The sequence below is a fragment of the Nonomuraea bangladeshensis genome (assembly GCF_039529455.1).
GTDB classification, from domain to species: Bacteria; Actinomycetota; Actinomycetes; order Streptosporangiales; family Streptosporangiaceae; genus Nonomuraea; species Nonomuraea bangladeshensis.
Genome location: NZ_BAAAMV010000001.1, coordinates 25,372 through 38,396, shown reverse-complemented (window position 1 = coordinate 38,396; position 13,025 = coordinate 25,372). Strand labels below are relative to the sequence as shown.

The 13,025-nt window shown below is 69.6% G+C and carries 8 protein-coding genes; 7 read left to right on the top strand and 1 reads right to left on the bottom strand.

Annotated features, from left to right (window positions below; all coding sequences use genetic code 11):
• Window positions 1–35: 35 nt before the first annotated feature.
• The 7 genes from ABD292_RS00160 to ABD292_RS00130 are packed head-to-tail and all read left to right on the top strand — an operon-like array spanning window position 36 to window position 8,574.
• The gene (locus tag ABD292_RS00160) at window positions 36–1,640 is read left to right on the top strand and encodes a hypothetical protein (protein WP_344204100.1); all 1,605 of its coding nucleotides are present in this window, start codon (window positions 36–38) and stop codon (window positions 1,638–1,640) included.
• A gap of 17 nt (window positions 1,641–1,657) precedes the next feature.
• Window positions 1,658–2,158 carry a hypothetical protein gene (locus ABD292_RS00155; protein ID WP_344204097.1) on the top strand — a complete coding sequence of 167 codons (501 nt, stop codon included), beginning with the start codon at window positions 1,658–1,660 and terminating at the stop codon, window positions 2,156–2,158.
• Window positions 2,159–2,165: 7 nt separating this feature from the next.
• Window positions 2,166–2,843 carry a vWA domain-containing protein gene (locus ABD292_RS00150; protein ID WP_344204096.1) on the top strand — a complete coding sequence of 226 codons (678 nt, stop codon included), beginning with the start codon at window positions 2,166–2,168 and terminating at the stop codon, window positions 2,841–2,843.
• A gap of 17 nt (window positions 2,844–2,860) precedes the next feature.
• Window positions 2,861–3,721, top strand: a complete 861-nt coding sequence (locus ABD292_RS00145) for a protein phosphatase 2C domain-containing protein (RefSeq protein WP_344204094.1) — start codon at window positions 2,861–2,863, stop codon at window positions 3,719–3,721.
• Between the two features lies 1 nt (window position 3,722).
• Complete coding sequence (locus tag ABD292_RS00140) at window positions 3,723–5,165, top strand: hypothetical protein (protein ID WP_344204092.1); 1,443 nt, start codon at window positions 3,723–3,725, stop codon at window positions 5,163–5,165.
• Entirely contained in the window at window positions 5,162–6,505 is a 1,344-nt protein-coding gene (brxD, locus tag ABD292_RS00135; RefSeq protein ID WP_344204090.1) for a BREX system ATP-binding protein BrxD, read from the top strand. The genes ABD292_RS00140 and brxD overlap by 4 nt, the downstream gene beginning before the upstream one ends.
• Before the next feature lie 2 nt (window positions 6,506–6,507).
• Window positions 6,508–8,574 carry a DEAD/DEAH box helicase gene (locus ABD292_RS00130; protein ID WP_344204088.1) on the top strand — a complete coding sequence of 689 codons (2,067 nt, stop codon included), beginning with the start codon at window positions 6,508–6,510 and terminating at the stop codon, window positions 8,572–8,574.
• 11 nt (window positions 8,575–8,585) lie between these two features.
• Here ABD292_RS00130 and ABD292_RS00125 read toward each other — a convergent pair whose 3' ends face one another.
• Window positions 8,586–13,001 (bottom strand): CHAT domain-containing protein, encoded by a 4,416-nt coding sequence (locus ABD292_RS00125; RefSeq protein WP_344204085.1) that lies wholly within the window; start codon window positions 12,999–13,001, stop codon window positions 8,586–8,588.
• Between the last annotated feature and the right edge of the window lie 24 nt (window positions 13,002–13,025).

Genomic DNA, 13,025 nt, shown 5'->3' with positions numbered 1-13,025 from the left:
TCTGACGCTTGTGGGCACCGCCCTGTCAAGAAAGGATGCGGCTGATCGTGACAAATCACGCGCTTGCTGAGAAGTTCCGAAAGCTTGCCGCGGAACCGTTCTTGCAGGCACGCGCCAATCAGCTCCGTCTCCTGGCAGGGGGCGTCGAGGAGCAGGCCGAGGGCGAGCGCTGGTGCGAGGTGGACCTGTTCGCCGCTTTTCCGCCCGAGGAAACGGTCCGGCCTGTGTCTCAAAAGTCCAGGTGGGCGGGTCTGCTCAACCTTCTGGACCTCGTGCAGCCAGTTCTGGTTTTTCTGCCCATCGGGATCACTTGGCTCGGGCTCCAGCGAGCCACTACTTCTTACGGCGAGGCGATTAAGTCAGGCGGCGCTGAGACTGCTCGCCGCCCCTTTCTGGAGATGTGGCAGCAGGGTTTTGATGGGCGTTTGTCCGGTATTTGGCGATTTGACAGCATAGCGTTGGCCACATTGATGGCGATCGCGGTTCTCATCACTGTCACGCTCCTTGAACGGCTGTTACGGCGCCGGGAGGAGAGCAGGGCCGAGCTGCGGGCCGAACAGCTCCGCACCGAGCTGCGAGACGCGCTGACGGAGGCGACCCTGACCCTCGGGCAGGTACGGCTCGCGAGCCCTGCCCGTTTCCAGGCAGAGCTCACCAAGAGCGCGATCGAGATCAGCGAGGTCGGCGCGACCTTGCGGCGATTCCAGGAGCAGGTGGTGCACTCTCTGGAGGCCTCCATGAGCAGCACCAGAGAAGCGATGGCGAGCCTGACCGAGGCCTCGGCCGACGTCCAGGCGGCGGCGTGGAAGCTCGATGAGCACTTGGCGTCCGTGACCGCCGCTACCGCGGATCTCACGCAGACCGTCGATCGGACGACGTACGCCATCGACAAGGTCGGAGAGAAGGCGGAAGCGGCCATGGACCGGGCCGGGGACCGGCTCGGTGACCTGGTGACCTACTCGACGGACAAGGTCCGGGCCGCCATGGAGGACGCCAGCGCCCAAGCAGGCGCGGCCGTTCGTGACACGACAAAACAGCTGGACAGCCATGTGGGGGAGCTGACCGCACGCGTCAGCGAGCTGGCCACGGTTGTCAGCGGCATCTCGTCCGCGATGGACGGGCTGCATCGCGCCGTGTCGGACGTCACCTCCATGACGCAGGTGACGATGAACCAGGTCGGGGAGCAGATCACGGGGGCGCTCAACGACACGACCAGCGCTTTCACCCGTACCTTCGGCGACACCGGCGAGGAGGTGCGTCACGCGCTGGAAGGCTGGGCCGGCGTGGTCGGGGATCACGCCTCCCGCATCGAGATCGCCTCTGACGCCTCCGGCAGGACAGTGCGGCTCCTGGAAGAGCTGCGCGAACTTCCCGCCACCCTCGCCGAGGCGATTGAGACCATCCCTGTCTCGATCCGAGCCGCCACCGGTGCCGAACTGGACAATCTGCGCAGCGCGGTCGGCCAGCTCCCGCTGGCGGTCTCGAGGACCGTGGCCGAGATCTCGCCTGTGATCAGGAAGGCGACGGAAGCCGAGCTCGTTGACCTGAGTCAAGCCATCGCCGGTCTGCAGAACGCCGTGAATCAGGTCGGCGAGGTCATCGCCGCGGGTGCGGTTCGCGACGGACGGGATCCGGCGTGAAGCCCCGCCGTGCGCAGATGTCTCTGATCGCGCTGGCCGGTTGGCTCTTCGCGGACCTGTTGCTCGGTATGACCATCATCATGCTCGGAGCACAAGCGGCCTCTCCGGCTTCCCCCAAGCCGACCCCGGGGCCGGCGATCTCGCCTTCCGCGTCTCCGAGCTCATCAGGGTGCGCCGCACGCGTCGCCGGGGTGGGTTCGAAAGCCCTGAAAATCTCGTTCCGGGTCAATCCCTCGGCGAGCGGGAGGGAACTCGTCACCCAGGTGAAGACAGCGCTGCGGGCGCACAAGCGCCGGCTGGCCGGGCGGCACGCAGGCATGGTCCTCACCTTCGGCGCGAACGGTGCGACAGGCGATGGCGTGCAGCTGGCCGGCCGGGTGAACGAGGCAGCGCGGCGAGCCTATCCCGGGATCTTCAGGTCCGCCGCGACCCGGAATTTCCATGACCTCGCAGCTCCGGGCGGATCGATCTCCATGGAGATCTATTTCGTGACGGAAGGCTGCGCCGACAAGCGATGAGGATGAGATGAGCGAGCAGGTACTGCCCTTCTATCTGGTCTGTGACGAGTCAGCGTCCATGCACGGTGAACCCCTCGACGCGATCAACAGCGAGCTGCCCAAGATCCATCAGGAGATCAGCAGCAACCCGATCGTCGCCGACAAGGCGCGGTTCTCCATCATCGGCTTCAGTGACATCGCGGAGGTCCTCCTCCCTCTGTCCGATCTGGGCGACGTGGATCGTGTGCCGGTGCTCTCCTCGCGCGGGCTCACCTCGTACAGCTCGGCGTTCTCGCTGCTGAGGGAGACCATCACCGCCGACATCGCCGAACTCAAGCAGGCCGGACACACGCCGTTCCGCCCGACGGTCTTCTTCCTCACCGATGGACAGCCCAATGACCGGGGCTGGGAGGACGAATACGACAAGCTCGTCTCTCCTGGATTCGCCGCCCGTCCGCACATTCTGGCCTTCGGCTTCGGGGACGTCGAGCAGCAAACGCTCACCCGCATCGCGACCTTCAGGGCGTTCGTCGCCCAGACCGGCGTGTCCCCCGCGCAGGCCCTTACCGAGTTCGCCCGGCAACTGACCAAGTCGATCGTTCGTTCAGCGACTCTCTCGGCCTCGAACCCGGCGAACGCCCCGCAACTGGTGCTGCCCAACGAGAACGTCCCCGGCTTCACCGTGCTAGCCGCCGACCCGGTCTGACCTGAGGAAACCCACACGTGGACAAGGTGATCACGCCGCGCTTCCCGGAGCCGATGATCTTTGGCAAGACTCCTCGCCTGCAATCCGCGCCCGGTCCGCTGACCATAGCGAACCGGGCCGGTCCCGACACCGAGATCGACGGCGCCGATCTGGAGGGACTCGTCATCCGCGGCGCGTCGGTGCGGGGTGACTTTCACCGCTACGACGGGATGCCCCGGCAGGACGCCATGCTGATCAGAAGACTGGGGGAGTCCCATGTTCTGCTGGCGGTGGCCGATGGGCTGGGGAGCCGGGACATGTCGCATTTCGGCGCGGCCGCTGCGTGCCGGGCCGCGTTCGACGAGCTTCCCGGCAGCCTGCTCAACGGTTATGAGACGGGTTCCGCTTCGGCGGCGGCCTATTTCACCGCGATCGCTGAGTCATTGGCAGACGAGGCCACGGAGGAGGGATTCGCGGCGGAACAGGTGGCCACCACGCTGACGGCTGCGGTGATGGACCTCCGCCCGCGGCGCGGCGCCCGCCTCTGCCAGATCATGCGCGTCGGCGACAGCACCGCGATGCAGCTCCAGGGCGGGGTGTGGACCTCCTGCTTCAAGGAGGACAACGACCAGACTCTCGCCTCCTCGGCCACGTACGCGCTGCCGGGCGACGCAGCACGGGTGGAGGTCAACACGTGGATCCTCAACCCTGGGGACATGCTGCTGTTCTGCACGGATGGGCTGGCCAAGCCGATGGCCGGTCAGGCGGTGAGGGAACAGCTGGCCGCATGGTGGGGAGGGGGAGAGCCGCCGTCGCTCCCGGAGTTCCTGTGGCAGCTCAGCTTCCGGGCCAGGACCCACGACGATGATCGGACCGCCATCTGCGTTTGGAGCGTCTGAGGTGGCCTTCGTTCCGCATCTGCTGGATCGCCCACGTTCCTCGCTACAGCTCGAACCCGTGCCGTTGAACGACGGCGGGCAGGGTGTGGTCACCCGCCTGATCGGCCCGCAGGACGTGGTGTACAAGGAGTACCTCAAGTCGGCAGGGACGGTGAACGGCCAGGCCCTGGCGGACCTGGTCGAGTTCGGAGCAGGACTGCCCCGCGAAGATCGAGACCGCCTGTTCTCCTCCTGCGCCTGGCCGATCGCGAGGGTCGTCGAAGGCAACAGGGCGGTGGGCTTCCTCATGCCCGAGGTTCCCGACGACTTCCACGACCTCATCGCGGGCCGGCCGCGCCTGGTCGAGTTGCAGTTCCTGCTGTTCCCGCAGAAGCGGGCCTGGCAGGAGCTGCGCCTGCCGAATCACATGGGGCGGATCCAACTGGTGCGGAGATTCGCCGAATTGGTGGATTTCCTGCACGGACACCAGTACGTGATCGGCGACATCTCCGCGCGGAACCTGCTCTGGTCTGCCCAGGAGCCGTACAAGGTCCACATTCTGGACTGCGATGGTTTCCGGCGCCTCGGCGCGGAACCGGTGCTGAAGCAGGCCCACAGCCCCGACTGGGAGGATCCGCTCGAACCGTCAACAGGCCCTGACCTCGATACAGATCGATACAAGCTTGCCGTGCTGATCGGCAGAGTCCTGGCCAGGAATGCCTACGTGCGGCCCGGCGGCGAATTGCCGCTGCTCGCGGGGCTGCCGGACGACCTCGCGGGACGGGTGCGGTCCATGTTCGCACGAGCAGCGGGCCCGGCCGGTACCAGACCGTCGGCCCGTGAATGGGTGCGGGTCATCGAGGGACGTGAGTGGATCGCCGTGTCACGGCCGCCCGTCCGGCCGAGACCGGGTCCCGACGTCGGTCGGCCGACCAGGCAACGGTCCAGCCAGCCCGCTCCGTCACGGATCACGGAAAGAACGCCGTTTCCCGCCCCGCCGCCTGTTGTGGAGCGTCAATGGATCGCGGTCTCCCCTCCTGCCCCAGCCCGCCGACCGGTCAGCGAGCCCCGGCCCGCCCAGCCGGTTCCTCAGGCCAGGACCACTCGGCCGAGCACTCCCGTGCCTGTGCCGGAAGCTGTCCGGACTTCTGTCCGCGGGCTCGGGGGCAAGGTCGTAGCGTCTGCCACCTATGCCGAGCAGCGGGCAGAAATCCCGGCCAAGATCACTGATGAGCAGATCGCGCTGCTGCTCGACGGGCTTGAACAAGCCGGTGGCGTCCTGCCGGTCAAGCAGGCGGCGCGGCTGATCGCCGAGCCCGAGGACCGCACGCGACTGCTGATCGGGGAAGCCAAGAAGCTTCTCGGCGTCGACGGCATCTCGGTGCTGATGCTCAAGGACGGTGACAAGATGCTCGACCTGAACATCGCCTTGCTCGGGGAGCAGTTTCTGGAGGACGAGGAATGACGGCGACCAGGAAGGTCAGCCGCGCCAAACGGCGCGAGATCATCGCTGCCCTTGGCCGTGGAACCGTCCCGCGACTGGGTCTCGACCTGTTCGCGGTGGGCATGGAGCGGTTCGAGAAGGGCCTCGACGAGGAGCTCGCCGCCGTCACGACCGGTGGCAGCGGGTTCAAGGCCGTGCGCGGTGAATACGGCTCGGGGAAGACCTTCTTCGCGCGCTGGCTCGCCGAGCGCGCCAAGCGCATGCGAATGGCGACCAGCGAGATCCAGATCTCCGACACCGAGACGCCGTTGTACAAGACGGAGACGGTCTACCGCCGGCTCATCGGCGCGCTGTCCAGCGCGAGCAGCCAGCACAGTGCGTTCAGAGAGATCGTCGACTCCTGGCTGCTGTCGCTCGAAGACGTCGTGCTGGCCACCGGCGAGGTGGACAAGCACGACCGGGCGGGCGTGGCCGATGCGGTCGACCAGCTCATCGAGCGCAGGCTCGCCGAGGTTTCGAAGACCGCGCCGGCCTTCGCCGCGGCGCTACGGGGCTATCGCCGGGCGCGACTCAGGGACGAGCACGACATCGCAGACGGTCTGCTGGCCTGGGCCGGTGGCGAGCCGAACGTCGCGGCGCCGATTCGCCGCTACGCCAACATCCGAGGCGACATCGACTCCACCAGCGCGCTCGACTTCCTGCGCGGTCTGCTGGTCGTGCTGCGCGACTGCGGATACGCCGGTCTGCTCGTCGTCCTGGACGAGATCGAGACGCTGCAACGGATGCGCTCGGACTCCCGGGAGAAGAGCCTCAACACGTTGAGACAGCTCATTGACGAGATCGACAAGGGCAGGTTCCCCGGCCTGTACTTGGTCATCACCGGAACCCCCGCCTTCTACGAAGGCTCCAAGGGCGTGCAGCAGAGTGCCCCGCTGGCGCAGCGATTGGCCGTCGACTTCAGCGGCGACCCGCGTTTCGACGCCACCCGCGCTCCACAGATCCGGCTCACAGGGCTGGACCAGGGGAAGCTCGTCATGCTCGGCTGTGCCGTACGAGACCTGTACGCGGGCGGCGCCTCAGAGGAGGCGAGGATCAGGACGGTGGTCGACGACGCGTACGTCACCGAGCTGGCCCTGGCGGTGGCGGGCCGGCTCGGTGGGCAGATCGGCACCTCGCCGCGGGTCTTCCTGCGGAAACTGGTCACCGACGTGCTCTACAAGGTGGATGAACACCCTGATTTCGACCCGCGGAGGGACTACCGGCTCACCCTGCGGGACACCGAACTGACCGACGAGGAACGCAACGCGGCACGAGGGGGGCGGCGGCCCCGATCCGCCGACGACGTAGAACTCGACTTCTGAGCATGCACCCCACGCTGGCGTACCACGTCACCAACACGCTCGGCTGGTCACAGCTTCGCCCGCTGCAAGTCGCGGCGGGCGAAGCGATCCAGCACGGTGAGGACATGCTCCTTCTGGCTCCGACCGCAGGAGGCAAGACCGAGGCGGCGGTCTTTCCCATCCTGACCATGATGGAGGAACAGCGCTGGAGCGGGCTGACCGTCCTTTACATCTGTCCGCTGAAGGCGCTGCTGAACAACCTGCACCCTCGACTGGAACGTTATGCCGCCTGGCTGGGGCGCGACGTTGCGGTATGGCACGGTGACATCTCGACCTCTCGGAAACAGGCGATGCTCAGGAACCCGCCGGACATTCTGCTGACCACTCCTGAATCCCTCGAGGCGATGCTCATCTCGACCAAGGTCGACCAGCGGCGTCTGATGCGGGACTTGCGGGTCGTGGTCGTCGACGAGGTCCACGCCTTCGCCAGAGACGACCGAGGCTGGCATTTGCTGGCGGTACTGGAACGCCTCCACAGGCTCGCGGGCCGGCCACTGCAGCGAGTCGGCCTTTCCGCCACCGTAGGCAATCCGCAGGACCTGCTTTCGTGGTTGCAAGGATCGGGGGTAGGCCGCCGCGCGCAGGTCGTCAGCCCCGAGGACGGCCACTCGGCCGCTCAGCCTGACCTCGAACTGGATCACGTGGGGACTGTCTCGAACGCGGCCAAGCTCATCGCGGCGCTGCACCACGGCGAGAAACGGCTGGTCTTCTGCGATTCGAGACAGATGGTGGAGGAACTCAGCCACTTGCTCCGCGAGCACGGGGTGACGACATTCCTCTCCCACGCCTCCCTTTCCGCGCAGGAACGGCATCGGGCGGAGGAGGCATTCGAGCAGACGCGGGACTGCGTCATCGTCTCCACCTCGACTCTCGAACTGGGCATAGACATAGGCGACCTGGACCGCGTCATCCAGATCAACGCGCCGTGGTCGGTCGCCTCGTTCCTGCAACGCCTCGGCCGTACCGGCCGTCGTTCGAACACCCCGCGCAACTGCCTGCTGCTCGCACTCGACCATGACGACCTTCTCAGCGCGGCGGGACTTCTTCAACTCTGGAGCACGGGCTATGTGGAGCTGACACAGCCGCCGCCTCAACCCCGTCACATCGTCGCTCAGCAACTCCTGGCGCTCGCCCTGCAGGAAGGAAGAGTCGGTGACCAGTTGTGGTCGGACTGGTGGAACGGGCTCGAACCGTTTGAAGACGCACAGGAGATCGTCGAGTTCCTTGTCTCCGCAGGCTTCCTGGAGCGGGACGGAGGCATGCTGTTCGTCGGTACCAAAGCCGAGCAGCGCTTCGGCCGTCAGCACTTCAGAGACCTGGTCGCAGTCTTCACAGCACCCCCCGAATTCACCGTGCTGCACAAGAACGCGGAGATCGGCAGGATGGACCCGGGCCTGCTGACCGCCCAGTCGGCCGGGCCGCGGCTGCTGTTGCTCGCCGGCCGTACTTGGCAGGTCGACTGGGTTGATTGGAAGCGGCGCCGCTGCTTCGTCGATCCCGTGGAAGGGACTGGGGGCGAAGCTCGCTGGCCTTCTTCCGCTTTCGGCGGGACCTCCTTCCGTCTGGCGCGGGCGATGCGCGATGTCGTCCTCGGCGCAGACCCGCCGGTACGTCTCACACAGCGGGCCAGAAGGGGGCTGGAGAAGATCAGAGGGGAGTACGGGGATCTGGTTCACGCGGGTGGGACTGTCGTGGTCAGAGAGGGAGGGGATGTGGTCTGGTGGACGTGGGCCGGACACCGGGCCAACGCGACCTTGAGAGCGACGCTCGGCCCGCTGTCCGACCCCGCTCAACGGACTGACGCCCTGAATCTCCGGCTTCGTAATGACCTGGGTGCTCAGACATGGCGCAGGGCCGTGCAAAACCTTCCGGTGCTCCTTCCGGAAGTGGATCAGAGAGCGCTGAACGGGTTGAAGTTCAGTGCGGCACTGCCTGTCGATCTTGCCCTCGACACTCTGCGGTCTCGCATGGCGGACGCCGTCTCCGCCGCGCACGTCCTAGGGGAGCCGGCTCGGTTCTTGATGAGATGAGCTCCGTGCCGTCAGGCGCCGACGTGGAGGTGGGCGGCCCACAGCGAGGGGGCGTGGAGGAATCTGCCGCGCATGTCCCGTACGGCGCGGTGGAGGGCGTGGGCCGAGCGGGAGGTGTCGGGAAGGCCCGTCCCGGCGCACAGGTCGCGGTAGAAGCCGTCGGCGACCAGCACGGCCAGTTGGTCGTCGATCTCCCAGAGGGTGCCCACGACCTGCGGGAACCCGGCGAGCTGGAAAGCCCCCGCCAGATGGATGGCCTCGTCCAGCAGGTCGGCGCGGCCGGTGAACGCGGTGCTGCACGCCGACAGGTACGCCAGCTGCACCTGCTCCAGCCGTACCGGGACAAGGGCCGCGACCGTCAGCGGGTCGTCGGCGTGATCGAGGAGGAGCAGGCGGCTGGCCGAAGGGTCGGCCGGGTCGTTGTGCCCGTGGCAGGCGAAGTGGGCGATGGCGCAGCCCGGCAGCAGCCGCAGCACCTCGGCCTTGGTCGGTTCACCGTCACCGGACGGTCCGTCCTCTTCCTGCACGGTGAGGACGATCGGGCCGGGCAGCAGGGCGGCGACCGTCGCGGCCTCGGCAGGGACGTGGGCGAGCCGCCCGGGGACGCCCGGGGCGGCGGGCACCGCGACGACCAGCGTCCTGCCGGGTGGTTCGGCGGAGGGCGTCGCGTCCCGGTGGCGGGCGTGGTGCAGCGCCCGGATCGTGGGGGTGTAGGAGGAGACGACCCGGTCCAGTACGGTCCGGCCGGGATCGCCGGGTCCGGCGTGGTGTCCGGCGGCGTGCAGGGGCAGCAGGCTCAGGAGCCCGCCGGGGGCCCACCACAGCCGGGGCCAGTCCGCGCCCTCCTCCGGAGGGCCGTCGATGCCGAGGGCGTGCAGGACGGGACCGGCCACCTCGTCCCACAGCCACCGGAGGATCTCCAGCAGCGTGCGCTGCGCGGCGATGCGGTCCGCGAGGGTGGGAGCCTCCGACGTCCGCTCCAGCGCCTCGTGGAAGGCCACGACCCGCTCGACCACCGACGTCTGGTCCAGGCCGGGGAGCTCGACGGCGATCACGCCCTGGGCGGTGAGCACGAGCGCGTCGCTGCGGAAGGTGCCGACGTTGCAGGTGACGATCGGGCCGTCCACGGCCTCGGCCCGCAGCTCGTCGAGGGAGGGCGGCAGCCCGAAGAACTCCAGGCCAGGCAGCACGCGGATCCGTTCGATGAGGCCGGCCAGCTCGGCGGCGGTCCTGAGCCGCTCCTCCGCCTGGTCGTCATCCCCAGTGGCGGGACCGCCCTCGGGCGCGTCACCGGTGATGACGGACGGGCCGGGAGCCTCGCCGGAGCCGTCCAGCCGGTCGCGCAGCGTCACGAAGCGTTCGGCCAGCTCACGGTCGCGCCGGTACAGGTCGGTGAGGTCGCTACGCGTGTCGAGGATCTGGCTCAGGAGCACGGCGCGTCCCGCCTCCAGCAGCCGCAGCGCCCGCTCGGCCCGCCGCGCCACGGGGTCGCCGGGAGCGGCCAGGGCCAGGGCCGCCGCGTCGGCGGCGAGTCCGGCGACCGCGGCGAGCGCGTCCTGCTGGTCGCCGCGCCGCAGCCGCCGCGGGGTCAGTTCGGGCAGCAGCAGGACCGCCTCCTCCAGCAGGTCGGCGGCACGGCCGGGATCCTCGGCGGCGATCAGACCGGCCGCCGAGCGGGCGGCGAGGACGCGCCGCGAGGGGGCCGCCGAGGCGGTGCGGGCGGCCCGCTCGTACGCGCTCCGGGCGGCGTCGAGGTCGGCCCGGTCATGGGCGCGCTCGAACCGGAGGCTCCTGGCCAGGCCCAGGTTGACGAGGTAGGCCACCGTCCCGGGCTGCCCCGCCGGCGCCAGCCGTACGGCCGACTCCAACGCGTCGATCGCCGCGTCCAGGTCGGCCGGCACGCCCCGGTGCAGGAAGCGGGCCCGCAGCACGGCGCCGCGGTTGTTCAGCTGCGGGGCGTGGTCGGGATGCCCCGGCGGCAACACTCTGACCGCCTCGGCGCTCGCCGCCTCCGCCTCGTCGAGATCGGCCTCGGCCCCGGTGTCCTCGAACCTGGACATGAGCATCCCCACCAGGTTCGCCAGGTACTTGGCACGGCTCAGCGGGCCGCCCCCGGGGCTGGACGCGGCCGCCCGCCCGGCCTCCACCGCCAGGTCGAGGTCGGAGGCCACCCGGTTCCGCTCGTAGCGGGCCCGCAGGGCGATCCCGAAAGTGGACATGTACTTGGCCCGGTCGGGGTGGTCCTCGGGCACGAGCCGCGCCGCCTCCCCGCACACCTCCACGGCGGCGTCGAGGTCGCCGGCCGATCCGATCCGCTCATACCGCAGGCGCAGCGCGGCACCCAGACTCGCCAGGTACCCCGGCCGGTCGGGATGGTCCGCCGGGGTGCAGGAGACGGCCTCCCGCCCGAGGCGGGCCGCCTCGTCGAGGTCCGCGAGCACCCCGGTCTGCCCGAACCGGACCCGCAGCATCACGCCGAGGTTGGACAGGGCCTTCGCCCTGGCAGGGCCGGCGGGCAGCGAACCGGCCGCCGCCCTGCCCGCGTCGATCGCCATGTCCAGGTCCTCCGCCGCCCCGGTCTGCTCGAAGCACACCGTGAGCGCCTGAGCCAGGTTGGCCTGCCAGCGGGCCGTGTCGTCGGGGTCGCCGTCGCCCGACTCCACGGCGGCGCGGAAACCGTCGACGGCGCGGGCGAGGTCGGCCCGGTCCCCGGTGAGGTCGAAACGGGCCTGCAGCGCCAGCGACAGGTGGGACACGCACGAGCCGTACGTGGCATGCCCGGGACCCGCCGCCGCGACCGACGCCTCGCCGGCCTCGACCGCGGCCTCCAGGTCCGCCGCGTCGCCGGTCCGCTCGAAACGGCTGCGCAGCGCGACGCTCAGCTGGGACAGCCGCATGGGGTGATCGTGGTCCCCGGCGCCGGAGGCGGCCACCGCGTCACGGGCGGCGGCGACCAGGGCGTCCGCGTCCGCCGTGGTGCCCGTCCGCTCGTAGCGCCGCTGCAGCAGGGAGGTCAGGAAGGACAGCATCGACGCCCGCGTGTCCTCGCCGACGTCGGCGTCACGTACGAGCTCGGCCAGCACGTCCAGGTCGGCCAGGTCGTCGAGGTCGTCCACGTGCCCGCCGCGCTGCGCCCACGGCAGCAGGACCATCAAGAACCCCAGCGTCCGCCGCCGCCGCTCAGGGTCGTCCCGCGGGGTCCGGCCGAGCAGGGCCCGGGCCGCGCCGACCGCGGCCTCGAGGTCGTCGTCCGTGTTCGTGATCAGGAAACGGGTACGCCACGCCTCGGCCAGCGCGGCCAGGTGCGCCGCGTACGAGGGATGGTCCTCGGGCACGGCCGCGACGGCCCGCTCGCAGACCTCGACCAGCTCCCGCAGGTCCTCGGGTGACGCGGCCAGCTCGTACCGCATGTGCAGAGCGGTGGCCAGGTTGCCCAGGTGGACGGCGTACCGCGGATGGCCGGCGGGCGTGGCGGCGACCGCGGCGCGCCCGGCGTCGATCGCGGCGTCCAGGTCTTGCGGCGTCCCGTCCAGCTCGAACCGCTCCTGCAGCGAGATGCCCACGTTCGACAGGCGGGTCCCCAGGTGCGGGTGATCAGGAGGGGTGGCCGCCGCCACCTCCTGGAAGGTCGTGAGCGCGGCGTCCAGGTCTTCCCGGGCGCGGGTGTGGTGGAAGCGGGCCTTCAGGGCGAGCGCGAGGTTGTTCTGGTACGAGGAACGTTCCGGGGCGCGCGCCGGGACGGAGCCGACCGCGGCCTGTCCGGTCTCGACCGCCGCCTCCAGGTCCGCCACGTCGCCGGTGAGCTCGAACCTGGCCCGCAGCGAGCCCGCCAGGTTGGACAGGATCTGCGCGCGCTGCGGCCGGCCCTCGGGCGTCGTGGGTGCCGTGGCCGCCGCGGCTCGGCCGGCGTCGATCGCGGCGTCCAGATCGGCAGCCTGCCCGGTCCGGTCGAACCTGGCGCGCAGCGCTCCACTGAGGTTCGACAGGCTTCCCGCGCGCTGATCGTCTTCTTCGGAAAGGGCGGCGACGATGTTCCGCCAGAGCTCGACGCAGGCGGAGATCAGGCCGAGGTCGGTGGTGGCCATGGCCTGCTGGAGCAGGGCCAGCCCGGGCGGCATCGCGCGCAGCGCCAGGACGGGCAGCAAGGGCTCGGGCAGCCCCTGGACCCCTGACACGAAGCAGACGGTGAACATGTCCACGGCCGTCTCAAGACTCCGGTCGGCGTCCGGAGCGCCGGCCTGGACGCGGTACAGGTGCAGCCATCCCAGGAGACGGAGCGCCTCAAGGTCGCCGCCGTCCACGAGGTCCTCAAGCCGCCTGGCCTCGGCGAGCGCCTCGCGCGACGTCACCTCCGACGGGTCACCGCCGTCGGAGGCCGCCTCCAGCCGCCGCAGGATCGCCGCCAGCAACCTGTCACGCTCCGACACGCGGCCCTCCTGCCCGGCCGTGAC

What these genes read in the sequence shown, in the direction of transcription:
- ABD292_RS00155 (WP_344204097.1), top strand. Translation starts at nt 1,658, where the DNA reads ATGTCTCTGATCGCGCTGGCCGGTTGGCTCTTCGCGGACCTGTTGCTC.
- ABD292_RS00150 (WP_344204096.1), top strand. Translation starts at nt 2,166, where the DNA reads ATGAGCGAGCAGGTACTGCCCTTCTATCTGGTCTGTGACGAGTCAGCG.
- brxD (WP_344204090.1), top strand. Translation starts at nt 5,162, where the DNA reads ATGACGGCGACCAGGAAGGTCAGCCGCGCCAAACGGCGCGAGATCATC.
- ABD292_RS00160 (WP_344204100.1), top strand. Translation starts at nt 36, where the DNA reads ATGCGGCTGATCGTGACAAATCACGCGCTTGCTGAGAAGTTCCGAAAG.
- ABD292_RS00130 (WP_344204088.1), top strand. Translation starts at nt 6,508, where the DNA reads ATGCACCCCACGCTGGCGTACCACGTCACCAACACGCTCGGCTGGTCA.